The organism is Janthinobacterium sp. PAMC25594 (assembly GCF_019443505.1).
Taxonomy (GTDB): domain Bacteria; phylum Pseudomonadota; class Gammaproteobacteria; order Burkholderiales; family Burkholderiaceae_D; genus Janthinobacterium.
Window position 1 is genome coordinate 220163 of record NZ_CP080377.1, and the last position, 23270, is coordinate 243432.

At 65.9% G+C, this 23270-nt stretch carries 19 protein-coding genes; 13 read left to right on the forward strand and 6 right to left on the reverse strand.

The features are described 5' to 3' along the window. The first annotated feature begins 44 nt into the window (after positions 1-44). Genes KY494_RS00935 through KY494_RS00945 form a run of 3 tightly spaced genes read left to right on the forward strand, consistent with a single transcriptional unit; the run spans position 45 to position 3172 of the window. Positions 45-1406 (forward strand): aromatic acid/H+ symport family MFS transporter, encoded by a 1362-nt coding sequence (locus KY494_RS00935; protein ID WP_219889513.1) that lies wholly within the window; start codon positions 45-47, stop codon positions 1404-1406. Then, on the forward strand, positions 1403-2047 hold the full coding sequence (gene maiA / locus KY494_RS00940; protein ID WP_219889514.1) for a maleylacetoacetate isomerase: 645 nt from the start codon (positions 1403-1405) through the stop codon (positions 2045-2047). The genes KY494_RS00935 and maiA overlap by 4 nt, the downstream gene beginning before the upstream one ends. 24 nt (positions 2048-2071) lie before the next feature. Next, a complete protein-coding gene (locus KY494_RS00945; RefSeq protein ID WP_219889515.1) occupies positions 2072-3172 on the forward strand; it encodes a porin in 1101 nt (366 codons plus the stop codon). Between the two features lie 7 nt (positions 3173-3179). Here KY494_RS00945 and KY494_RS00950 read toward each other — a convergent pair whose 3' ends face one another. Continuing rightward, positions 3180-4220: an AraC family transcriptional regulator gene (locus KY494_RS00950; protein WP_219889516.1), complete on the reverse strand. Its 1041-nt coding sequence runs from the start codon at positions 4218-4220 to the stop codon at positions 3180-3182. Positions 4221-4428: 208 nt separating this feature from the next. Between KY494_RS00950 and KY494_RS00955 the strand changes: the two genes are divergently transcribed. The 8 genes from KY494_RS00955 to KY494_RS00990 all read left to right on the forward strand — a co-directional run bounded on the left by KY494_RS00955 (position 4429) and on the right by KY494_RS00990 (position 15027). Continuing rightward, positions 4429-6438: a glycoside hydrolase family 3 N-terminal domain-containing protein gene (locus KY494_RS00955; protein WP_219889517.1), complete on the forward strand. Its 2010-nt coding sequence runs from the start codon at positions 4429-4431 to the stop codon at positions 6436-6438. A 124-nt stretch (positions 6439-6562) separates the two neighbouring features. Continuing rightward, on the forward strand, positions 6563-8383 hold the full coding sequence (locus KY494_RS00960; protein WP_219889518.1) for a DUF885 domain-containing protein: 1821 nt from the start codon (positions 6563-6565) through the stop codon (positions 8381-8383). A 72-nt stretch (positions 8384-8455) separates the two neighbouring features. Further along, positions 8456-9397 carry a DMT family transporter gene (locus KY494_RS00965; protein WP_219889519.1) on the forward strand — a complete coding sequence of 314 codons (942 nt, stop codon included), beginning with the start codon at positions 8456-8458 and terminating at the stop codon, positions 9395-9397. An 86-nt stretch (positions 9398-9483) separates the two neighbouring features. Beyond that, positions 9484-9939, forward strand: coding sequence for a homoprotocatechuate degradation operon regulator HpaR (hpaR, locus tag KY494_RS00970; protein WP_251348489.1), 456 nt, complete (start codon positions 9484-9486; stop codon positions 9937-9939). 354 nt (positions 9940-10293) lie between these two features. Then, entirely contained in the window at positions 10294-11460 is a 1167-nt protein-coding gene (locus KY494_RS00975) for a porin (protein ID WP_257572362.1), read from the forward strand. A gap of 28 nt (positions 11461-11488) precedes the next feature. Then, on the forward strand, positions 11489-12013 hold the full coding sequence (locus KY494_RS00980) for a sorbitol dehydrogenase family protein (protein WP_258194576.1): 525 nt from the start codon (positions 11489-11491) through the stop codon (positions 12011-12013). Between the two features lie 9 nt (positions 12014-12022). Next, positions 12023-13630: a GMC family oxidoreductase gene (locus KY494_RS00985; RefSeq protein WP_219889520.1), complete on the forward strand. Its 1608-nt coding sequence runs from the start codon at positions 12023-12025 to the stop codon at positions 13628-13630. Further along, positions 13627-15027: a cytochrome c gene (locus KY494_RS00990; protein WP_219889521.1), complete on the forward strand. Its 1401-nt coding sequence runs from the start codon at positions 13627-13629 to the stop codon at positions 15025-15027. Before KY494_RS00985 ends, KY494_RS00990 begins: the two co-directional genes overlap by 4 nt. A 64-nt stretch (positions 15028-15091) precedes the next feature. On the opposite strand, the gene KY494_RS00995 is transcribed toward KY494_RS00990, so the two are convergent. After that, a complete protein-coding gene (locus KY494_RS00995; RefSeq protein ID WP_219889522.1) occupies positions 15092-15856 on the reverse strand; it encodes an SDR family oxidoreductase in 765 nt (254 codons plus the stop codon). A 124-nt stretch (positions 15857-15980) separates the two neighbouring features. Here KY494_RS00995 and KY494_RS01000 point away from each other — a divergent pair, with 124 nt between their 5' ends. Together KY494_RS01000 and KY494_RS01005 are read left to right on the forward strand one after the other, a co-directional pair. After that, on the forward strand, positions 15981-16904 hold the full coding sequence (locus tag KY494_RS01000) for a LysR family transcriptional regulator (protein WP_219889523.1): 924 nt from the start codon (positions 15981-15983) through the stop codon (positions 16902-16904). Positions 16905-16920: 16 nt separating this feature from the next. Further along, positions 16921-17673, forward strand: coding sequence for a DUF4303 domain-containing protein (locus KY494_RS01005; protein ID WP_219889524.1), 753 nt, complete (start codon positions 16921-16923; stop codon positions 17671-17673). 3 nt (positions 17674-17676) lie between these two features. On the opposite strand, the gene KY494_RS01010 is transcribed toward KY494_RS01005, so the two are convergent. From KY494_RS01010 to KY494_RS01025, 4 genes are all read right to left on the reverse strand, one after another. Beyond that, entirely contained in the window at positions 17677-18798 is a 1122-nt protein-coding gene (locus KY494_RS01010; RefSeq protein ID WP_219889525.1) for a metallophosphoesterase, read from the reverse strand. A 74-nt stretch (positions 18799-18872) separates the two neighbouring features. Next, positions 18873-20384, reverse strand: a complete 1512-nt coding sequence (locus KY494_RS01015) for a response regulator (protein WP_219889526.1) — start codon at positions 20382-20384, stop codon at positions 18873-18875. Next, positions 20371-22194 carry an ATP-binding protein gene (locus KY494_RS01020; RefSeq protein WP_219889527.1) on the reverse strand — a complete coding sequence of 608 codons (1824 nt, stop codon included), beginning with the start codon at positions 22192-22194 and terminating at the stop codon, positions 20371-20373. Before KY494_RS01020 ends, KY494_RS01015 begins: the two co-directional genes overlap by 14 nt. Then, a complete protein-coding gene (locus tag KY494_RS01025) occupies positions 22191-23249 on the reverse strand; it encodes an ATP-binding SpoIIE family protein phosphatase (RefSeq protein WP_258194578.1) in 1059 nt (352 codons plus the stop codon). The genes KY494_RS01020 and KY494_RS01025 overlap by 4 nt, the downstream gene beginning before the upstream one ends. Positions 23250-23270 lie beyond the last annotated feature (21 nt).

Below are 23270 nucleotides of genomic sequence, written 5' to 3' on the forward strand. Positions count from 1 at the left end.
CAGATCGCGCAGCCCAAGCGAACAATAACAACGGAGACAAGACAATGACTACCCACGCCGGCACCGACGTCCAGCACTTCCTCGACAGCCACCCGTTTTCCCGCTACCAGAAGCTGATCCTCTGGCTATGCTTTCTGATCGTCGCCATCGACGGCTTCGACACGGCCTCGATCGGCTTCATCGCGCCCGCCATCCGCGCCGAGTGGGGCTTGACGCCCGCCGCGCTGGCGCCCCTGTTCGGCGCCGGTCTGTTTGGCCTGATGGCCGGATCGTTCCTGTTCGGCCCCCTGGCGGACCGCTACGGCCGCCGTCCCGTGCTGATCGTCTCCGTGGCCTTCTTCGGCGCCGCCAGCCTGCTGTCGGCCTGGTCGACGGATCTGACGATGCTGCTGGCGCTGCGCTTCTTGACGGGGCTGGGCCTGGGCGGCGCCATGCCCACTTCCGTGACCATGACGTCCGAATATTGTCCGCAGCGGCGCCGTTCCGGCCTCGTGACCATGATGTTCTGCGGCTTTACCATCGGTTCCGCGCTGGGCGGCCTGGCCTCGGCGCAGCTGCTGCACCTGATCGGCTGGCGCGGCGTGCTGATGCTGGGCGGCGCCTTGCCGCTGCTGCTGGTGCCCGTATTGCTGCTGGCACTGCCCGAATCCCTGCGCTGGCTGGTGCTGAAAGGGCGCGACGGCAGCCAGGTGCTGAACATCGTGCGCCGTATCGCGCCCACCGTGGCCGCCTTGCCGCGCCTCGTCGTCAGCGATAAAAAACTGGCCGGCTCGCCCATGGCCGAATTGTTCCGTCCCGGCGTGATCGGCGGCACCTTGCTGCTGTGGTCCACGTTTTTCATGAGCTTATTGATCATTTATCTGCTGTCGAGCTGGATGCCGACTTTGCTCAACGGCAATGGGCTGTCCCTGTCGAACGCCTCGCTGGTGACGATGATGTTCCAGGTGGGTGGCACGGTCGGCGCGATTCTGCTGGGCCGCTGGATGGATCGCTACAGCCCGCATAAAGTGCTGAGCATCGCCTACCTGGCGGCCGCCGGCTGCATCGTCGTCGTGGCCCTGTCGGGCAGCAGCCTGGCTGTGCTGGTGCTGGCCGTCTTTGGTGTCGGCTTTGGCGTGAGCGGCTCGCAAGTGGGCGCCAATGCGCTGGCCGCCGCGTTTTACCCCACGTCGAGCCGTGCCACGGGCGTCAGCTGGGCGGCCGCCGTGGGCCGCAGCGGTTCCGTGCTCGGTTCCATGGCCGGCGGCCTGATGCTGACCCTGAAACTCGATAACGAAACCATCTTCTTTTTGCTGGCCATTCCCGCCGTGCTGGCGTCCCTGGCCTTGCTGGCCATGGGTCGTCTGATGCGCGCCCGGACTGCCGCCAGTGCCATTCCCGCCACCCTGAAAGAGAGCACCGTATGAAACTGCATGGCTATTACCGCAGCTCCGCGTCCTACCGCGTGCGCATCGCGCTGAACCTGAAACAGCTGCATGCCGACACGGCCTATGTGCACCTGAGCCGCAATGGCGGCGAGCAGTTCACGCCCGCGTTTTCCAGCCTGAACCCGCAGCATCTGCTGCCCGTGCTGGAGGACGGCGGCGCCGTGCTGACGCAATCCTTGGCCATCATCGAATACCTGGACGAGACGCGGACGGGGCAAAAACTGCTGCCGGCCGATGCCCTGGGCCGCGCCCGCGTGCGCCAGCTGGCCATGGTCTGCGCCTGCGACATCCATCCGCTGAACAACCTGCGCGTCCTGAATTACCTGACGGGGCCTTTGGCCCTGTCGCAGGAGCAGAAGAACGCGTGGTACCAGCACTGGACCCATCTGGGTTTGGCCGCGCTGGAAGCGCAGCTGGCAAATAGTCCCCACACGGGCCGGTTCTGCCATGGCGACACGCCGACCCTGGCCGACTGCTGCCTGGTGCCGCAGGTGTACAACGCGCGGCGCTTCCAGTGCGACCTGGCGCCGTATCCCACGATCCTGCGCATCGTCGCGCAGTGCGAGGCGCTGCCGGCGTTTCAGCACGCGCACCCGGATACACAGCCAGACGCAGAATAAAAACCACAATAGAAGGAGACAAGCATGAGAAAAATCAACGCCATCACCATGGCGCTGCTGGGCGCGTGCGCCTGCGGCGTGACCACAGGCGCCTACGCGCAAAGCGGCGTCACCCTGTACGGAGTGCTCGACAGCTCGGTGGCTTATACGAGCAATGTCAATGCGGCCGGCGACAGCATGGTCAAAGTGCCGACACTCACGGGCTCCCTGCCGTCGCGCTTCGGTTTCAAGGGCGTGGAAGACCTGGGCGGCGGCTTGCAGGCGATCTTTGCGCTGGAATCGGGCTTCGGCGTCGACACGGGCATCGCGGGGCAGGGCGGGAGATTATTTGGCCGCCAGTCGTATGTGGGCTTGAAAGGGCGTTATGGCAGCGTGATGCTGGGGCGGCAAATGAATATGTCGTTCTGGGCCACGCAAAAGTCCGACATCATGGGCCCGGCCCTGTTTTCCATCAGCAGCCTCGATCTGTACCTGCCGAATGCGCGCAGCGACAACGCCATCGGCTACCTGGGCACGTTCTCGAACGTGACCGTGGGCGCCACCTATAGCCTGGGGCGCGATGCATCGGCGGCGGGCGGGCCGGCCGCCACGGGCTGCGCGGGCGAAGTGGCGGGTAATGCCAAGGCTTGCCGCCAGATCACCGCCTTGCTCGGCTACGACACGGGCCGCTATGGCGCCACGGCCTCGTACGACATCATGTACGGCAATGCGGGCGCGGCCAACGGCCTCACGTCGAGCCGCAACTTCGACCGCCGCGTGATCGCCAGCGCCTATGCCATGGCGGGCCAGCTGAAAATCGGCGGCGGCATCATCGACCGCACTATCCGCGCGGCCACGGGACCGGTCGACTCGCAGCTGCTGTATGTGGGCGCCGCGTATCCGCTGGCGCCCGCGCTGGTTCTCGATGGACAAATCGCCAGGCTGGCCGTCAAGGACAGCCCGAACGATGCCACGCTGGCCACCATGCGCCTGACCTATCACCTGTCCAAGCGCACGGCCATCTACAGCGCCATCGGCCGCATGGACAACAGCGGCGCGGCTGCCGTGGCGCTGGACGCGGGCGGCACCGTGGGCGCGGGGCGCACGCAGAACGGCGTGATGGCGGGGATGCGCCACTTTTTCTGACATCCTCCTATGAGCTGCCTTGCATGTCGTGCCGGTAGCGCGCCGGCGGCAGTTCGAACTGGTTCTTGAAAAAGCGGGTAAATGCGCTTTGCGAGGAAAACCCCAGGCGCTCGCTGATGTCCGCCACGCTCATGCTCGTTTCGCGCAGCAGGCGGCGCGATTCGCGGCTCTTCGCGCGCAGTTCCAGTGCGCGGAATGACGTCTGCTCCTGCTGCAACTGGCGTTGCAAGGTCCAGCGGTTCATCGCCAGGCCGTCGCACAGGGCCGGCAGCAGCGCGGCGCCGTCGGCATCGCCTGCGCCTTGCCGGCCCAGCAAATCGATGATCGCCTGCTCCACGCGGGCGGAAAACAGCTGTGCGCCCTGCAACTGCTGCAATTGCCCCTGCGCGTGCCGCAGCGCGTGCGGCGCCAGCATGGCATTGAACTGGGCGAAGGGACGGTCCAGCGCCGGCGCGTCGAACGTCAGGGTGTTGCGCGCCTGGCCGAAGGTGGCGGCGGCGCCGAAGCATTCGGCAATGGCCGGCGCGAACCACGGCGCCTTGCCCTGGAAGCCGGCATGGAAGGCGGTGGCCGCGCCATCGTCGTAGGCGCGCGCTACCAGCGACAGCATGCGGAAATTGGCCAGCGCCTGCATGGCGCCCCCCAGCGGGCAAAACTCGGACAGGTATTCGATCTCGATGCGCGTGCCATTTTCGCTCATCAGCATGAAGTCGAATTCGCCGATCAGGCCCCGCAAGTGCAGCAGCTCGTGCAGCGCGCTGCGCAGGGTGGGGCGGTTGAAGCACACGTGGGCGATGCCCGAGTAATGCGCGAACCAGTGCGTCACGTCCAGGTCGAGCAGGCCGCGGTGCTGCGGCAACTGCTGGGCGTAGGCCGTCATGCGGCGGTGCCGCTCGGCGTTGATGCGCCCGCCAGGTTCCGTGAGCTGCGCCAGCGTGATGCCCGTGCGTTGAAAAAATTCGGCGGGGTCGTGGCCATCGGCTTGCATGGCGCGCGCGCATTGCTGCGCGATGCGGTTCGAAACCGTGCGCGTGTCGGGTTTGTGCAAGGCTGCCTCCTGCTTATTGTAGTAATTTTTCACAAATATTAGCACTTTGTAGGAGATTGTTGGTTGTTGTGCCATCTAAGCAAAAATTGTTCTCGCGGGTATAAAACGCGTGCTGTACGGTCAAGAAACTCACGCATTCTCACGCTATATTGTTTTCGGCCGGCCTTGCTGCCGCGCCTTGATACCTACAAAAACAGTCTTGGAGATAATGATGAATTGCACTTTGAAACCGATGGCCCGCGTGGTCGCCGGCTGCGTCGCCACGCTTGCCCTGGCCGCTTGCGGCAATGACACCGGCAGCGAGGGATACACGCAGCCCGTGTTCGGCGCCACCACCTACACCCAGTTGAAAGTCGACGGCTATACCTTCAAGGATATGAACCGCAACGGCAAGATCGACCCGTACGAAGACTGGCGCCTGCCGGCCGAGGCGCGCGCCGACGACTTGTTGTCGCGCATGAGCCTCGACGAAAAAGCGGGCCTGATGATGCACGGCACGGCGCCCACCGTGTCCGACCCTTCCGGCATCGGCCTGGGCGGCGCGTATGACCTGGCGGCCCTGCAGGACCTGATCGTCAAGCAGTACGTCAACACCTTCATTACCCGCATGGCGGGCGACACGGCCAATATGGCGGCCCAGTACAACAAGGTGCAGGCCCTGAGCGAAACCTCGCGCCACGGCATTCCCGTGTCGATCAGCACGGACCCGCGCCACCATTTCCAGTACACGGTGGGCGCCAGCGCGGCTACCTCCGGCTTCTCGCAGTGGCCGGAAACCCTGGGCCTGGCCGCCATCGGCGACGACGCGCTGGTGCGCCGCTTCGGCGACATCGCGCGCCAGGAATACCTGGCCGTCGGCATCACGCAGGCGCTGTCGCCGCAGGCGGACCTGGCCACGGAGCCGCGCTGGTCGCGCATCAACGGCACCTTTGGCGAAGACGCGGACCTGGCCAAGCGCATGGTGCAGCACTATATCGAAGGCTTCCAGGATGGGAATACGGGTTTGCATGACGGCAGCGTGGTGGCCGTCGTCAAGCACTGGGTCGGCTACGGCGCCACCAAGGAAGGCTTCGACGGCCACAACTACTATGGCCGCTACATGACCTATCCGGGCAATAATTTTGCCTATCACGTGAAGCCGTTCGAAGGGGCATTCACGGCCAGGGCGGCCTCCGTCATGCCGACCTACGCGCTGCCGGACGGCAATATCACGATAGCCGGCATCACGCTGGAGCAAGTGGCGGCCGGCTTCAGCAAGACCATGCTGACGGATCTGCTGCGCGGCAAATACGGTTTCGAGGGCGTGATCCTGTCCGACTGGGGCATCACTTCCGACTGCGACGCCAATTGTCGCAACGGTACGGCGCCGGGCGTGGCGCCTTCCTTCATCGGCTTCGGCACGCCGTGGGGCATGGAAGATGCCACCAAGGCCGAGCGCTACGTCAAAGCCGTCACGGCGGGGATGGATCAGTTTGGCGGGGTGACGGAAGCGCCGTACCTGACGCAGGCCGTGCAGCGGGGCCAGTTGACGGAAGCGCGCATCAACGCGTCGGCGCGGCGCATCCTGATCCAGAAATTCAAGCAGGGCCTGTTCGAGCATCCATTCGTCGATGCGGCCAAGGCGGCCAGCACGGTGGGCAAGGCTGAATTCGTCGAGGCGGGCCTGGATGCCCAGCGCCGCTCGCTGGTCCTGCTGGAAAACAAGGACAAGGTCTTGCCGCTGGCGGCCAGCGTCAAGAAGGTCTATTTGTACGGCATCGATGCGGCCGTGGCCAAGCAGTATGGCTACACGGTGGTGGCCACGCCGCAGGAGGCGGACGTGGCCCTGCTGCGCGTGGCCGCGCCGTACGAAACCCTGCACCCGAACTACATCTTCGGCAGCATGCAGCACGAGGGCCGCCTCGATTACGTCGATGGCAATGCCGACTACGAGGCGATCAAGAACGCGGCAAAGTACGCGCCGAAGACGGTGGTCGCCGTGTACCTGGACCGCCCGGCCATCCTCGGCAACGTGCAGGACAAGGCCAGCGCCATCGTCGCCAACTTTGGCGTCAGCGACGGCGCGCTGTTCGATGTCCTGACGGGCAAGGCCAAGCCGCAAGGCAAGCTGCCGTTCGAACTGCCATCGTCGATGGCCGAAGTGCAGGTGCAGAAATCGGACGTGCCGTATGACACGGCCCATCCGCTGTACAAGTTCGGCTACGGCCTGGCGTACTGACAGGAGCGGGACGGGCCGCCCGGCGCGGCCTGTTCCCGCCCGATTGACAGCACCCTGGCGCTCGCCGATACTGGCCGCTTCGTTCGCCGTTTTGTTCGCCGATTCTGCCAGGAAGGAAACCCCGATGTCCGTCACTCCGCAATTGTGCAAGACCGTGTTAGTCGCCGCGCTTGCAACCGCGCTTGCAACCGCGCTGGCCATGCCCGCCATGGCCGCCGTCCCCGTAGCGGCCGGCGCCACGTCCGCCTGGGTCGAGGCCAGCAACCGCAACGCGGCCATCGTGCTGGCGGCGCAGGCGCAGTTCTCGCCCGAAAACGCCTCCGACACGGGCCTGGCCCAGTACGACGGACTGGCCGCCGACCTGGGACCCCATATTGTCGAACGCCAGGTGGCGGCCATGCGGCAGGCGCGCGCGCAATTGCAGGACAAGCTGGCGGCGGAAAAAGATGAACGCGTCCGCCAGGATCTGCAGATCCTGACGCAGGCCGTCGACCAGGAAATCGCCGGCGCCCAGCTGGACGCCAAATACACCTTGCCGTGGGTCGATGTGCCGCAAATGGTCTTTGGCAGCATGCAAAGCCTGCTGCAGGAACAGCGTCCGGCCGCGCGCCGCGCCAAGGCGCTGGAACGCCTGCAGCGCTATGTGGGGCAGTTCCCGGGCAGCACGCCGATCACGCAGCAGGCGAAGGCGCGCTTCACGGAAAAAATCGGCACGCCCGGCCTGGCCGGTCCCGTGCGCCTGCAGGTGGAGCAGTCGCTGGAAAACGTGCCCACGTATATCGCCGGCATCCGCAAGCTGTTTGCTGACATGAAAATCACTGGCGCCGAACCCGCGCTGGCGGCCATGGAGCAGCAGTTGAACGACTATGCGGCGTGGGAAAAGCAGGTGGTGCTGCCGTTGTCGCGCACGGATTTCCGCATGGCGCCCGAGCTGTATGCGTTTCGCCTGAAGCAGGTGGGCATCGACATCGAGCCGCGCGCGCTGGTGGAACGGGCGCAGGTGGCTTACCTGGAAACGCGCGCCGCCATGCAGGCGCTGGCGCCCGTGGTGGCGGCGAAAATGTCGATGAAGGGTGTCGATGGCAGTGATTACCGCCAGGTGCTGCGCGCGCTGAAAAGCGATTCCATCCCGAACGCGCAGCTCGAAGCGCATTACAAGGGCGTCAATACGCAGCTCGAAGAACGCATCGCCCGGCAGCGCGTGGTCGATATTCCTGCGCGCGCCATGACCATGCGCCTGGCGTCCGCCGCCGAATCGGCGGCACAGCCGGCGCCGCATATGCGTCCGCCTCCGCTGATCGGCAATACGGGAGAGCACGGCCAGTTCGTCCTCCCCGTCAGCAATCCGGCCGCCAGCGGCAAGGGCGAAGCGTATGACGATTTCAACTTCGCGGGCGCCGCCTGGACCCTGAGCGCGCACGAGGGCCGTCCCGGCCACGAGCTGCAGTTCAGCGCCATGGTGGAGCGGGGCGTGTCGCAGGCGCGCAGCCTGTATGCGTTCAACAGCGTCAACGTGGAAGGCTGGGCGCTGTACGCGGAAGCGGAGATGATCCCGTACGAGCCGGCCGAAGGCCAGTTCATCGCGCTGCAGTTCCGCATGCTGCGCGCGGCGCGCGCCATGCTCGACCCGATGCTGAACCTGGGGCAGGTCACGCGCGAGGAGGCGGGACGCATCCTGACGGATGAAGTGATGCTGTCGAAAGCGATGGCGCGCCAGGAATTGGACCGCTATACCTTCAACATGCCGGGCCAGGCGGGCAGCTATTTCTACGGCTATACGCGCATCCTGCAGCTGCGCGCGGAAACGGAACTGGCGCTGGGCGAGAAATTCGATCGCCTGGCCTTCAATAACTTCCTGCTGGGCCAGGGTTTGCTGCCGCCGGACTTGCTGGCCAAGGCCGTGCGCGAACACTTCATTCCCGGGCAACGCAAGGCGAAGGGCTGACGACGGGCCACTCCGCGCTGTGCCGCATACCCTATACTGGCGTCCTTGAAATAATGACGCGGGTGTGGCTGCATGTTGCGTGGAATCGTATGTGGTTTGCTGGCCGGCGCCTTCTGGGGCGCCGTTTTCATTGTGCCCGTCTTGCTGCCGGATTTTTCTCCGGTCGAGCTGATGGTGGGCCGCTACGTCTGCTATGGCGCGCTGGCGGCCGGCTTGATGCTGCCGCGCCTCGTGCCCCTGCTGCGCCGGCTGCGGCGCAGCGACTGGCTGGCCATGCTGCGCCAGGCGCCGGCCGGCAATGTCGTGTATTACCTGCTGCTGGCGTATGGCGTCAAGCTGGCGGGCGTGGCGGCCACTTCGCTGATCATCGGCTTGCTGCCCCTGAGCGTGACGATTTTGGGCCGCAAGGACCATGGCGCGCCGCCCCTGCGCCAACTGGCCTTGCCGCTGCTGGTGGTAGCGCTGGGCATCGCCTGCATCAATGGCGATATCTTCAGTCATGCCGGCGGCACGGGCGTGGACGGCGCCAGCCTGGCCGGCGTGCTGTGCGCCATCGGCGCGCTCGCCTGCTGGACCTGGTATGCGCTCGACAATGCCCGTTTCCTCAAGCGCCACGCGCATTTCAGTTCGGTGGAATGGGCCATGCTGTATGGCCTGGCCAGCGGCGTCATCGCGCTGATCGTTGGCGCCGTGATGCTGGCGCTGCAGCCGGCGGGTGGCGTCGATGGCGGTCCTGCGCGCGACTGGCCCCGCTACTGGCTCGTGTGCCTGCTGCTGGCGCTGGGCGCTTCCGTGATCGGCAACTACCTGTGGAACCTGGCGTCGCGCCTGGTGCCGGTGACCTTGTCGGGCCAGCTGATTTTGTCGGAGACCCTGTTCGCGCTGCTGTACGGCTTCGTTTACGCGCAGCGCATGCCGCGCGCCCTGGAATGGGCGGCGATGCTCTTGCTGACGGCGGGCGTGCTGTGGTCCGTGCAGCGGCACGCGCAGGAGGACGGGGCAGGGCGGACGTAGCGAAAAATACATCGTTGCCAGCCCGCCGTTTGCCCTGGGCCGGCCGTATAATGACGCTCATTTGCCGGTCATCCCAGGAGTTCCGCTTGCAGTTACCGATCCGTTATCCGAACATGCCGCAACTGCTGCTGAAGGCGCGCGACAGCCTGCTGCAGCATTTTCGCCCCATTCTCAATCACTTCGGCGTGACGGAGCAGCAGTGGCGCATCATGCGCGCGCTGAACGAAAGCCCCACGCTGGAACCGCGCGAATTGTGCGAGATTTGCCAGATTTCCAGTCCCAGCATGAGCGGCATCCTGGCGCGCATGGAAGAGATCGGCCTGATCGGGCGCAGCAAGTTCGAAGGCGACCAGCGCCGCCGCAAGGTGCACCTGTCGGAAGCGGGCGCCAGCCTGCTGCTGCAGATGGGCAAGCTGATCGACTTGCAATATGAACACCTGGAAGCGGCGTACGGCAAGCAGGTGTTCGAAGACATGCGCCGCACCCTGGAAGCTTTTATCGCTCTCGAAACCCTGCCGGTGGCGCCCGCCATCCTGCGCTGAACCCCAAACTTCTCCTTGCCTGAGCATCCATCGGGCGCGTGTTTTTCGACACGCGCCGCCGCTGCTTTTGCCATGCCCATTCCGCGCATTGTCGCAGCCTGCCGGGCATGCGTCCGCGCGCCTGCCGGTTTTGCTATAAGACACAAGAAAGTTTTGCTATAAGACTACGCCTTACAGTCAATCACTTACATGTGAGTAAATAAGCGTATAATTTGCCTCAATTGATCCAGATCAAGAAGAACAGCGGACGCCTCACTCGTTGATGGGGCGGCAACGCGGCGTCACAGCCTGTACCCGCCATCGTGGCGGCGATACCTGCCGGGCGTACAATAAAACAGGAAAGTCAGGAAAAAAATGAACCATACATGCATGCGCGCTGCGGCGCTGGCCGTCTCCACGCTCATCGGCGCAAACGTTTGCGCCCAAAGCAATGTCACCATCTATGGCGTGGTCGACGCGGCCACCGCGTACGCGAGCAACCAGGGCGGCAAGTCGAACACGTACATGCGCAGCGGCAATTTGTCTGCCAGCAAGATCGGTTTCCAGGGCGTGGAAGACCTGGGCGGCGACCTGAAGGCGCTGTTCCTGCTGGAAAACGGCTTTGAAAGCGACACGGGTGCGCAGAGTTCCGCCGGTTCCCTGTTCAACCGCCAGGCCTATGTGGGCCTGCAATCGCACGCCTACGGCAGCGTGACGGCGGGCCGCCAGTACACGCCGTACTACCTGCTGGTGGGCTCGCTGGCGTCGAGCAACGTCTTGACGGGCGCCACCGGCGCCCATCCGGGCGATATCGACGGCCTCGATACGACCGTGCGCATCAGCAATTCCGTCAGCTACAGCATGCCAGCGTGGCGCGGCTTGCAGGCCAGCGCGCAATACGGCTTCGGCGAAGCGGCCGACGGCAATGCCGTGGGCAGCAGCTTCAGCGCCGCCGTCAAGTACAGCACGGCGCCGGCGGAATTCGCGCTCGGTTACCTGAAACTGAAAAATGGACAGAATGGCGCCGGCTGGAGCGACAAGGCCTCGGCCAGCTTCGGCATTTCCGCCATCAACCAGGGCTACGCCTCGGCCGACAGCATCGAATTCATCGCCGCCAGCGCGCGCTACACCATGGGCAAGTGGATGGTGGGCGCCAACGCCAGCAACGTGCAATACCAGGCGGGCAGCCATTCCACGTTCCGCGACACGGCCATCTTCAACACGGCCGGCCTGATTGCCAGCTACCAGTGGACGCCGCAGTGGTTCCTGTCCGCCGGCTACAGCGACACCTTCGCCAGCCGCGCCAACGGCGTGTCGGACCGCGCGCGCTACCGCCAGCTGTCGTTCGAACAGAATTATGCGTTGTCCAAGCGCACGGCGATCTACCTGATCGAAGCGCGCCAGCTGGCGCGCGGCCAGACCCTGGGTCAGGGCGGCGCCATCGTCGATGCCGTCGCTTCGGTCGGCGATTCGCAAAACGGCACGCCATCGTCGAACGGCGGCCAGACGGTGGTGATGGTCGGTCTCAAACATTCTTTCTGAACGGTTGCTGAACTCACGGGAGCTTCAATTGGACACTACATACAATAAGGAGGGCCGCGGCCCTCTGAATCCCGGCCGCCGCATGGTGCTGGCCGGCTTGCTGTCGGCTTCGGCCGCGGCGCTGATTCCCTGGGCGCTGGCCGAACCGGTCGCCAGTGCGGAGCAGGGCGCCTTCCTGGGCGTGTCGGCCATGCTGGTCGGGCGCCAGGTGCTCGACCCCGTGCTGGCCAGGCGCCTGTATGACGCGCTGGTGGCGCAGGACGCCGCCTTCCCAGCGAATGTGCGCGCGTTGCTGGCCCTGATCAATGCGCAGGGCTTGCAGGCGGCCGGGCTGCAGGAAGCGCTCGATGCGCTGGCTCCCGCCCAGTCGCCGCTGGCGGCCCTGCCGCGCCAGATCGCCAGCGCCTGGTATCTGGGCATCGTCGGCACGGGCGAGGCGGCTGTCTGCGTCGCCTACGAGCAGGCGTTGAACGCGGCCGTCGTGGCCGATGTGCTGAAACCTCCCACGTATTCCTACGGCGCCTACGGCAGCTGGGCCAGAAAACCAATTTAAGGAGCCATCATGGCTGAAGAACTCTCCGCCGATTACCTCGTGATCGGCTCCGGCATCATCGGCTCGCTGGCCGCGCGCAAGCTGGCGCTGGCCGGCGCCTCGGTGCTGATCCTGGAAGCGGGCCCGCGCGTGTCGCGCGGCGAAATCGTCGCCCGTTTCCGCAACACGACGCGCCGCAGCGACTGGATGTCGCCGTATCCATCGGTGGCCACGGCGCCGCACCCGATCTACCAGCCGAAGGATAACGGCTACCTGGTGCAGGCCGGCCCGTATCCGTATCCGGCCGAATACATCCGCCAGTTCGGCGGCACGTCGTGGCACTGGGCCGCGCAGGCCTGGCGCAATGTGCCGAACGACTTCCGCATCCATACCCTGTATGGCGTGGGCGTCGACTGGCCCATCAGCTACGAAGACCTGGAACCGTTCTACCAGGAAGCGGAAGAGATCATGGGCGTCTCCGGTGCCGATAACACGGGTTCGCCGCGCAAGCAGGCCTTTCCGATGGCCCCCGTGACGGAGCCGTACGCCATGCGCCGCATCCGCGAGCGCCTCGACCCGTCGTTCAAGGTAGTCGGCAATACGGTGGCGCGCAACAGCGTCAGCTACGATGGCCGCCCGGCCTGCTGCGGCAACAACAGCTGCCAGCCGATCTGCCCCATCGATGCGCAATACCACGGCGGCATCGCCGCGCAGCAGGCGGAAGACGCGGGCGTCAGGATCGTCTGCAATGCCAACGTCTACAAGCTGGAACACGACGCGCAGGGCCGCATCACGGCCGCCCTGTACTACGACGTCGACAAGAACAGCCACCGGGTCACGGCCAAGACCTTCATCCTGGCCGCCAACGGCATCGAAAGCCCCCGTTTGCTGCTCGTTTCCGCTTCGGACAAATACCCGAACGGCCTGGCCAACAGCAGCGACATGGTGGGCCGCAATCTGATGGACCACCCGAGCACCTCGATCACCTTCGATGCCGATGAAGACCTGTGGCTGGGCCGGGGCCCGCAAAGCCCCAATTCCATCAACACCATGCGCGACGGCGATTTCCGCAGCCAGCATTCGCCGTACCGCCTGGATTTCACGAACATCTCGCGCGTCGATGGCGCGACCAGGGAATTGATCGGCAAGGGCGTGTTTGGCGCGGAATTCGAACAGCAGTTGCGTTTCCGCTCGGCGCGCGAGATGAGCCTGAAAAACGTGCTGGAAGTGCTGCCGAACCCGGAAAACCGCATTGCCCTCAGCAGCGAGAAGGATGCCATGGGCATCCCCAAGCCGCAGGCGCATTATGCGATCGACGAGTACACCAAGCGGGGCCACGAGCGCTCGAAGCAGGATTTCGAGAACATCGCCAGGCTGATGGGCGGCACCAATCTGCGCCACAGCAAGGAAGGCGTGTTCGCCAACAACCAGCACATCTGCGGCACCCTGTCGATGGGTTCCGACCCGGCCAAGGCCGTGTGCGACCAGTGGGGCCGCACGTTTGACCACGCCAACCTGTTCCTGTGCAGCACGGGCGTGCTGCCCACGTCCGGCACCTGCAATTCGACGGAAAACGGCCTGGCCGTGGCCTTGCGCACCGTTAAACATATCCTCGACGAACAGGGAGCAAAATCATGATGGGGACCTTCAGAATGGCTGCCGGCGCGGCCTTGCTGGCCCTGGCCTTGCCCGTGCTGGCGGCGGACGCCCCCGGCGCCGACGTGCAGGCGATCGAGCGTGGCCGCTACCTGGCGACGGCGGGCGACTGCATCGCCTGTCATAGCGTGCCTGGCGGCAAGCCGATGGCGGGCGGACTGTCCCTGGCCACGCCGTTGGGGGCCATTGTCGCCACCAACATCACGCCATCGACAACGCACGGCATCGGCAACTACACGCTCAAGCAGTTTTCCGACGCCGTGCGCCACGGCGTGCGGGCCGACGGCGCCAACCTGTACCCGGCCATGCCCTACACGGCCTACGCCAAGGTGACGGATGACGACACGGCCGCCCTGTACGCCTACTTCATGCATGGCGTGGCGGCGGTGGACACGGCGCCGGCAACACAGACGGACTTGCCGTTCCCGTTCAACATCCGCCTGTCGATGGCGGGCTGGAATATGCTCTTCCTCGACAAGAAGCCGTTCGTGGCCGATGCGGCCAAGAGCATGGAGTGGAACCGCGGCGCCTACCTGGCGCAAGGACTGGCCCATTGCACCACCTGCCACACGCCACGCAATGCGCTGATGGCCGAGCAGTTGTCGAAAGAGCTGGGCGGCGCCGACCTGGGTACCTGGTTTGCGCCGAACATCACCTCGGACGTCAACAGCGGCATCGGCAGCTGGAGCCAGCAAGACCTGGTCGGCTACCTGCGCACGGGCCGCGCCGCGCACCGGGGGCAGGCTGCCGGACCGATGGCCGAAGCCATCGACCATAGCCTGAAGCACCTGAGCGACGCGGACCTGAACGCCATCGCGCACTACATCAAGAGCGTACCCGCCATCCGCGACAAGGCGGACACGAAACCGGTGACGCAATGGGGCCAGGCGGGCGACGAGTTGAGTGCCATCCGCGGCGTGCCGCTGCCGCAAAACCTGAACAAGATGTCGGGCGCGCAGCTGTACGATGCGCAGTGCGCCAGCTGCCACCAGGCCAGGGGCGAGGGCAGTTTCGACGGCAGCTTGCCGCCCCTGTTCCACAACTCGGTGACGGGCCGCAGCAACAGCAATAACCTGGTGATGGCGATCCTCGATGGGGTGGAACGGCAGGACGGCAAGGGTAATCATACTGCGGGACATCTGATGCCCGCCTTCCGCCAGACCCTGTCGGACGAGCAGATCGTCACCCTCGGCAATTACGTGCAGAAGATGTACGGCAATCCCGCCATCAAGGTGACGGCGGAACAGGTGACGACCTTGCGCAACGGCGGTGCGCCATCGAACCTGATCGGCCTGGCCCGCGCGGGCATCATCGTCGGCGTGCTGGTGCTGCTGGCATTGCTGCTGTGGTGGCGGGGACGGCGGCGCAAGGGCGCATAGGCAGGTTACCAACACACCCTGAAGCAAAGGCTGGGGTCAGACCCAAAGGGTCTGACCCCTTTTTTTATGCCGCGAAGCCGCCATCGATCTTCAGCCCGGCGCCCGTGATGAACGCCGCTTCCGCGCTGGCCAGGTAAGCCACCATGCCGGCGATTTCATCGGCCGTGCCGTGGCGGGGCAGGGCCATCAGGCCGTGCATCAGGTCGGCGAAGTCGCCCGTCGGCGGGTTCATGTCGGTGGCGACGGGGCCAGGTTCCACATTGTTGATGGTGATGCCGCGCGGTCCCAGGTCGCGCGACAGGCCTTGCGTCAGGCCGATCAGCGCCGATTTGCTCATGGCGTAGGCGGCCGCGCCACCGAACGGCATGCGGTGCGCATTCGTGCTGCCGATGTTGATGATGCGCCCGCCCGCCTGCATGTGCGCCACGGTCGCCTTGATGGCGACGAACACGGCGCGCACGTTGACGGCAATCGTCTTGTCGAAGTCTGCCAGCGAAAAATCGTCGATGGCGCCGGGCAGGAAGACGCCCGCATTGTTGACGAGGATGTCGATGCGGCCAAACTGCGCCGCCACCTTGTCGATCGCCGCCGTCAGGGCGCTGGCGTCGGCCGCATCGGCCTGCACGCCCAGCGCCTTGCCGCCGGCCGTCTCCACCTTGGCCGCCAGCGCCTGCGCTTCGGCGGCCGAGCTTTGATAGCTGAAGACGACGGTGGCGCCCTGGCTGGCCAGGCGGCGCACGATGGCCGCGCCGATGCCGCGCGAGCCGCCCGTCACAAACGCGATCTTGTTCAGCAGTGGCTGGGAGGTGGTGGTGGCTTGGGTTTGCATGATGGGCTTTCTGTGTGGTGGAGAAGATGCAGCCAGTATCAGTCATGTATTGCCAGCGCGCTAGCCATGAATCGCTACAATCACTTTCAACCATAAGTATCGAATGAGCGGGTAGAATAGGCGCATGGACGCCCTCAATCACTTGCAATCGTTTGTGCTTTCTGCCGAACTGGGCAGTTTTTCCGCGGCCGCGCGCCGCCTGGGGCTGACGCCGGCCGCCGTCAGCAAGAACGTGGCGCGGCTGGAAACGAGCCTGGGATTGCGGCTGTTCCAGCGCAGCACGCGCCGCCTGACCCTGACGGAAGGGGGCGAGCGCTTCCTGCAGCAGATAGGCGGCGCCCTGTCCACCCTGCGCGAGGCGATCGCCGGCGTGGCGGAAGAGGGTGGCCAGCCAGCCGGCATATTAAAGATCAGCATGGCGCCGTCGTTCGGGCGCAGCTACGTGGTGCCGCTGCTGGGCGAGTTCATCACGCGCTACCCGGGCGTGGTCCCCGACTGCCATTTCGACAACCGGCAAGTGGACTTGATCGGCGAAGGGTTTGATGTCGCCATCGGCGGCGGCATCGAGCTGACGCCCGGCGTGGTGGCGCGCGAACTGGGCCACGCCCTCGTCGTCGCCACGGCGTCGCCCGCCTTCATGCAGGGGAAACGCATGCCCGTGCATCCTTCGGACCTGGCGCACTTCGACGGCGTGGCGCGCCGCTCGGCCGGCAGCGGCAGATTGCGCAGCTGGATACTGCGCGACGGGCAGGGCGGCGAAGGCGTGGCCGAATGCCGCCCGCGCGCCATCTTCGACGACCCGGATGCGATGGCGCAGGCGGCCGTCATGGGCGTCGGCGTGGCGCTGCTGCCCATGCCGCACGCGCTGGCCCACCTGCGCAGCGGCGCCTTGATTCGCTTGCTGCCCGGCTGGCATGCCGATTCCGGCCCCCTGTCCGTGTACTATGCGAGCAAGAAGCTGCTGCCCGCGAAGACGCGCGCCTTCGTCGATTTTTTGCTGGAGCAGTTCCGCCAGCGCGATTTCGCCGCGCAGATACGGCCCGATTAAGCAATGGAAAATTCCCATGCATAGTAACTACAGCCTGTTTTACACCTTTGACGGCGATCAAGCGGCCCGCTTCCGGGAAGCGCGCGTCTTTGGCCGCACCGTGTGGACGGCCGCCGGCGCGGCCATGACCTGGGGCGAGGAGACGCGCAACGATTACGCCAGCGAAGCCGAAGCGCACGCCGCCTACCTTGCCCATTGCCGCGCCGCCCTGGCCGATGGCCATACCTTGGCGCGCCAGAGCGTCATCGATCCGGCCGTGTTTGATTTCGCGCTGCTGCAAACCCTGGTGGCGCACGCCGCGCGCCTGGCTGTTGACTGCGTGCGCCGTGCGCATCCGGACCAGCATATCGACGCTTTCGCGCTGGTGAGCGACGACAGCGCGATGACCATCGGCTGCATGGCGAATAGCCGCGAAGCGCTGGCCGCGTCGGAATACGGCGAAGAAATGCTGTGGAATCCGGCCGAGTGGGCGTTTGACGAGGGCGGCGCGTATTTCGACAGCGCCTACCGCTTGCTGCTGCAAGCGCACCGCGACTTGCCGTTCGACGTCGATTTCGACACCTTCCGCAGCGGCGTATTCGACGCCTGCATCGCGGCGCTGGCGCAGCTCGACGCCGAAGGCGTGTTCGGGGCGGACGCGCAGCGCGAGGAGTCCGTGCTGCTGTTTGAGGTCAGCGACAGCGAGCCAGTGGAAGGCGCGATGGCGCGCTTGAATCCACCGGCCGTGGTGGCGCGTTTCGTGGCATGGATGGCCAGCTGGGCCGACTAAAGTCTATGCCGCCACCAGCCTTAACCGCGTAATCTCCGCCGGCGCGCCGATGCGTTTCGGCGGACCCCAGTACCCGGTGCCGCGGCTGACATAAATCCACAGGCGGCCGCGCCGGTGCAAGCCCGCCACGTAGGGCTGCTGCAGCGGCACGAACAGATTCCAGGGCCAGAACTGGCCGCCGTGCGTGTGGCCCGACAATTGCAGGTCGTAGCCGGCCGCTTCGGCCTCGGGCGCGCTGCGCGGCTGGTGCGCCAGCAGGATGCGGGGGATATCGGCCGGTGCGCCGGCGATGGCCGCTTGCGGGTCGCTTTTCTGGGCCGGATCGAAGGCGGCCGCGTTGAAATCGGTGACGCCGGCCAGCGCCAGGCGCGCGCCGTCGTGTTCAAGGACCGCATGTTCGTTCATCAGCACGCGCAAGCCCAGGCGGCGAAATTCCACCACCCAGGGCGTCGCGCCCGAATAGTATTCGTGGTTGCCCGTCACAAGGAATACGCCATGGCGCGCGCGCAGCTCGCCCAGCGGCGCCGTATGGCTGCCCAGTTGTGCCACCGTGCCGTCGACCACGTCGCCCGTGATGGCGATGAGGTCCGCCTGCAGGCCGTTGGCGCGCGCCACGATGGCTTCCACGTAGGCGCGCTTGATGGTGGCGCCCACGTGGATGTCGCTCAGTTGCACGATGGTGTAGCCCTGCAGGGCGGCCGGCAGGCCGGTGATGGGCACGTCGACTTCGCGCACGCGCGCCACCCTGCGGGCGTTGATGAAGCCGACGACGGTGGCCAGCAGCGCCAGAACCAGCACGGCCACGGCCGAGGCCTGGGCATGCGGGCGGGTGGCGGGGATCAGCAGCAGCAGTTCGCGCAGCATGGTGAGCACGAACAGCGAGGAAAAAAAGCCCATGCACAGCGAACCGGCCCAGCTCAATCGGTCGGCCAGGCGCGCATCGTTGGTGACGGCGCGCGCAAAGATGGTCATCGGCATGAGCATGGTCGACGCCAGCAAGACCAGGCCGCCCGGCAGCCAGCCGGCCAGGCCGACGGGGAGCGCAGGCAGCAGCAGCCAGCCCAGCAGGGCGTGCAGGGCGCCCAGTATCATGGTGATGCGCAGCAGCGGCGCGCGAGTTGTCATGTCATGGTTCCAGAGGTGAGGCGGCCGCCGATTATAGCCGACGCCTGGTCAACCGGCAGCCGCCACCCCGCTCATCAGCCGATATGCAGACCCAGCATGGCCAGCTTGCCGAAATCGACGGGCTTGGCGAAGTGCTCGTTGAACCCGGCCTGCAGGGCCGCCTGGCGGTCGTGTTCCTGGCCATAGCCGGTCAGCGCGACGAGCAGGAATTGCTGCGGGATCGGTAACTGGCGCAGTTTGACGGCCACCTCGTAGCCGCTTATGTCGGGCAGTCCGATGTCGAGAAAGACAATGTAGGGCTTGAATTCCAGCGTGCGCTCGGTCGCTTGCGCGCCCGTGTAGGCCGTGCGCACCGTGTGGCCGTACATTTCCAGCAGTTCGGCCAGGGTGTCGGCCGCGTCGCAGTTGTCGTCGACGACGAGGATGCGCTGGCTGGCGCCGACAGTCGCCTGCGGCGCTGGCGCGGCGGCCACGGGCACGTTGGCGTCGAGCGGCAGGATGAGCTCGAAGGTGCTGCCCAGCCCTACGCCGGGGCTGCTCACGCTGACCTGGCCGCCGTGCAAGGTCACCAGGTTGCGCACCAGCGACAGGCCGATACCCAGGCCGTCCTGCACCCGGTCCGGCGAATGGCCGCTTTGCTCGAACAGGCCGAAGATGCTGTCGATGTTGGCGGCGGCGATGCCGATGCCGTTGTCGCTCAGGCGGATGCGTACGTTGTCGCCTTCGCGCGCGGCGGTAATGGCGATGCGCCCGCCCGGCGCCGTGAACTTGGCCGCGTTGAGCAGCAGGTTGGCGACGATCTGCGACAGACACACGGCGTCGCCGCAGACCCACAATTCTTCCTTGGACAGATGCACGTCGAGCGCGTGGCCGCGCGCCTCGATGCTGTGCGAGCTCGTTTCCTGCGCGCTGCGGATGACGCTGGCCAGGCTCACGCTTTTCCATTGCAGCGAGATTTTGCCTTGTGAAATGCGCGACACGTCGAGCAGGTCGTCCACCAGGCGCACCAGGTGGTCCGTGTGGCGGGCGATGGTGCGGCGCGCATTGTCCTGCACGGCCGGCACGACGGGGTCGATTTTGCACAGCAGGGCCAGCGCCGTGCGGATGGGACCCAGCGGGTTGCGCAGTTCGTGCGCCAGGGTAGCCAGGAATTCATCCTTGCGGCGGTCCACGTCGCGCAGCGCGCGCTCAACCCGGCCCAGGCGCAGCAGCGCCTTGACGTTGGCGATCAGTTCATCGGCCTCGATCGGCTCGACCAGGTAATTGTCGGCGCCGCCATCGAGGGCGCGGATCTTGTCGGCCGTGCCGATGCACGAGGCCGACGTCTGCAGCACCAGGATGGTGTTCGTTTCGGCGCCGCCCTTCAACTGGCGGCACACTTCCAGGCCGTTGATGTCGGGCAGCTTGACGTCGAGGAGTATCAGATTCGGGCGGTCCTGGCGGGCGCGCAGCAGCGCGTCGCCGCCATTCGACGCTTCGATGACCTTGAAGCCGGCGCGTTGGAGGATGCGCGACTTGGCGTAGCGGGCGCCGTCGCTGTCATCGACGTTGAGGATCAGAGCATCGCTGTTGTTATCCGGTAGCATGCGCATTGTCCCAGGTGGTTGTGCCTTGCGGCGGAACCGGCTCTTGCCGGTGATGTTGGTTGCCGATCAGTGCGCGCAGGGTCGCCAGCAATTGCTGGCGCGACAGCGGCTTGACGTAGTAGGCGTCGGCGCCCAGCGCCAGGCCCTTGCGCACATCGTCGATCTCGGTGGCGACGATGACGGGCACCTGGCGTCGCAGCGGATCGTTTTTCAGCTCGGCCAGCCAGTGCCAGGCCGTTTCGCCGTGCAGCAGGATGTCGAGGATGACGGCGGCGGGGCGCTGCTGTACCCAGCGCTCCTGCGCCTCGCGCACGCTGCGCGCGGGAACCACGCGAAATTCGCTGCCGGCCAAAAATTTTTCATACAGCAGGCGGATGGGCGGATTGTCTTCCACCACCAGCACGCCGATGCGCTGGTCCTTGCCATTGTCGTTGGCCGGCGCGCTCGGCGGCAGGCTGCCTTCGGGCGCATGGTAGCTGGCGGGCAGGACGACGGAAAACAGCGACCCCTGGCCCGGCGTGCTTTCCACAGCCACCGTGCCGTTGAGCAGGGTGGCCAGGTTGCGGCACAGGGGCAGGCCCAGGCCCGTGCCCTTGACCTTGCGCTGCAGGTGGTTTTCCACCTGGCTGAATTCCTCGAAGATCAGCTGCACGTCTTCGGCATCGATGCCCAGGCCCGTGTCGGAGACGGAAAAGCGGATGGCGTCCTGCTCCGGCAAGGGCGTGGCGCTGACGACGATGGCGCCCGCTTCCGTAAACTTGAGGGCGTTGGAGATGAAATTGCGCAGGATTTGCGACAGCTTGCCTTCATCCGTGTGTATCTGCAGCGCCGGATCGGGGGCTATGAAGGTCAAGGTGAGCGACTCGGACACCAGCAGCGGGCGCAGCATGCCGCGCAGGGCGCTGAACAGGTCGGCCACCTGGAAACTGTTGGCGTGCACGTCGACCTTGCCCGCCTCGATCTTGGCCAGGTCCAGCAAGTCGTTCACCAGGTCGCTCAGGCTGACGGCGCTTTGCAGGATGAACAGCACCTGCTTTTCCTGCTCCTCGGACAGCTCGCCGTCGATGCGGTCGAGCAGCAGCTTGGACAGGGCGCGGATGGAACTGAGCGGCGTGCGGAATTCATGGCTCATGTTCGACAGGAAGCGCGACTTCATCTGGTCGGCGCGGCGCAGGTGGTCGGCTTTTTCATCGAGTTCCGCGAACAGCGCCACCACGCCCCGGTTGGTGTCTTCCAGTTCGCGCGTCAGCTGCAATAAATCGTCCTGGCGCGTCTTCAGTTCGGCCAGGGTGGCGAGCAGCTCGCGGTTCTGCTGCTGCACTTCGGACAGCGTGATATCCGATGGCAGCGCCTGCAGGCTGCCGGACAGCGCGCCGATCATGCTGCCGTCGAGCAGGGGTGCGTCGCGCGGGAACAGTTTTTGCAGCGTGATGTGCGTGCCGGCGCCGGGCGTGCTGTGGATGTGGCAGCGGTCCATCAGGCGCTGCGCGCCCAGGATGCCCAGGCCCATGCCCGTGGGCGAGCGGTAGGTGCCGGCCAGTATCTGGTCGAGCTGCGCGATGCCGGGGCCCTGGTCCTCGATGCGGATGCTGAGCACCTGCGGCGCCGTCTGGCCATCGATGGCGAAGTGGATCTTGCCGCTGCCCGCGTAGTTGTAGACGTTGCGCGCCAGTTCAGACACGGCCGTGGCGATGCGCACCTGGTCCTGCACGCCGAAGCCGCACAGGGCGGCGATCTGCCGCGCGCGCTGGCGTGCGCCCACCACATCGAGTTCGCTGCCGATATGCGCCGTCAATATGCGTTGTGTCATGGCGTGTCGTTCCTTTCCGCACCGGCATGCCGGTGCTCCTCATGTTCGCGCAGCACCACTACCGTGACGTCGTCGCGCCCGCGCGCAAAATCGCGGTACAGCACGGCGGCGACGAGGCTGGGGTGGCATTGCGCCAGGCCCGGATACCGTTCCAGGTCCCAGCGCGTGTGCAGGCCGTCGCTATGCATGATCAAGGTCGTACCCGGCTGCCACGGATAGCAGAATTCCTGCACCTTGCGCAGATTGCTGCCGACGATGCCGTTATGCGACAGCAGATGCCGGCGCTGCTGCGCGTCGAAGGCGCAGGCGGCGATATTGCCCACGCCCGCATAACGCAGTTCGCGGCGCGCGCTGTCGATATGCGCCACCGCCAGGGCCGCGCCGCGCGTGGCGCGCAGGGCGCCGTGGGCCAGTTCGATGAAGGGGGCGGGCAGGGGCGGCAAGCCGGGCGTATCGTGTTCCAGCAGCGCGCTGGCCGTTTCCGACGCCCGGGCCGCCAGCGGGCCGTGGCCCAGGCCATCGGCCACCAGCAAGCTCAGTTCATGGCCTTCGCACACGACGTTCCAGGCGTCGCCGCACACCTGCTCCGACGCCAGCGGCAGGCACACGGCGCCGATGCGCCAGTTCGGATGGGCGGGAATGGCGCTGCTGGCGTTCGGCCCCCACAGCACCGCCATCAGCAGCGTGCCCTTGCCGGGCGCCGTGTACAGGTCGAATTCCTGGCTCAGACGGCGTATCGCGCCCAGTCCCACGCCGTAGGTGCCGGTGGTGGAATGGCCGTCCTGCATGTGCTGGCGCACATTCGCCATGCCGGGACCGTTGTCGATGGCCAGCACTTCGATGCCGCTGGTGCCGCCGCGCAGCACCTTGCGCAGCAGGATTTCGCCGCGCTGCGCGTGCTTGACGATATTGGTGGCCGCTTCGCTGATGATGATGGCCAGCTGGCCCGTGCGCACGTCGTCGAAACCGATGCGGCGTGCCAGTTCGTTGCCGGCGCGGCGGGCCGCGGCGATCTCGCTCGGTTCGCCGATGGAAAAACTTCTTTGCCTGAGCATGTCAGGCTGTGGTTCCTGGTG